1 protein-coding gene and 1 pseudogene are annotated in these 960 nt (G+C 50.9%); both read right to left on the reverse strand.

Translation table 11 applies throughout. The annotated features are described in order from the left end of the window. Nucleotides 1-12: 12 nt before the first annotated feature. On the reverse strand, nucleotides 13-567 hold the full coding sequence (locus tag D3M70_RS04350) for a hypothetical protein (RefSeq protein WP_120124646.1): 555 nt from the start codon (nucleotides 565-567) through the stop codon (nucleotides 13-15). Between the two features lie 151 nt (nucleotides 568-718). Next, nucleotides 719-960: pseudogene (locus tag D3M70_RS32250) on the reverse strand (hypothetical protein); the annotation flags it as partial.

The raw sequence follows: 960 nt of genomic DNA on the forward strand, positions 1-960 counted from the left end.
AACCAAACTCACTCAGACTTGCTGTCCGGCGACTCCAAATTCCTGAATACCAATCTGTTCGAGCGAACCCTCTGCTATGCCGTCCAGATTGGACATCTGTTCTCTAAACGCGAATGTCTGCTTCACCTTGTAGACGAAGTAAATGACCCCGGTCGCAATGCTCGCATAGACAGCATCCCCAACCCCTCCCTCGACGTTACCATTTCGCAGCATGGTGAAACCCACCGCAAAGGGAATCCAGGAAAACACCGTCACAAGCGTACTGATGGCCAAGATGCCCCCAGTCGCTGCTAGCATCTGTGAGGGATTTGTAGGCGCACGCAGCGTTTCACCCGCTTGGTTCTTGATAGCCATGAGCGCCAAAGCCTTGCCCTTCCGCGCGAAGTAGAACCGGTTTGTTGAGCCACGACCTGCGAACTCAAGATACCTTGCAGCACTCGGCTCGACGTACACATCCTGACAGCGGTAACCGTTCAAAATCAGGTTAAAAAGGTTATTGGCTTTGCCAAGCGTGATACTCGATACCACGCCATCGACGTAACAATAGCTGAAAGAAACTGCACTCATACTTCTTCCTTAATGAGCATCTCAATGCGGACTTGCGAATAATTATTCGGTGTCAGAGAACGGACACCTCAGTGATTCGACGGGTAGTTCCTGACTGTCATGAACCTATTGCGGATGTTAATAACGAGAGATCTTGGAGTACCCTGCCTGGTCAATGGATCGAACCAGCGTTTGCTTTACGATTTTTCAAAAGCTGTACGAGCAGTGCTCGTCCATTTTCCTTTCTGAACGAGGCGATGACATAGCGGGAGTTCAAGGTCGTGGCTACCCAAAACCTTCCGACCTTTGTTAGTTCAGTCAGCGAGGACGTTCTGATGAAATGTCCGTCCGCATAGCGCCCGTGGGGGCCTTTATTGATGTGGCCAAAAACCACGCCCACCAGTGAAGAGCCGA

The sequence above is a fragment of the Pseudomonas sp. LS-2 genome (genome assembly GCF_003605735.1).
Lineage (GTDB): Bacteria > Pseudomonadota > Gammaproteobacteria > Pseudomonadales > Pseudomonadaceae > Aquipseudomonas.

Bases quoted from the DNA above. Each gene is read 5' to 3' on its own strand.
- D3M70_RS04350 (WP_120124646.1), bottom strand. From the start codon at position 567: ATGAGTGCAGTTTCTTTCAGCTATTGTTACGTCGATGGCGTGGTATCG.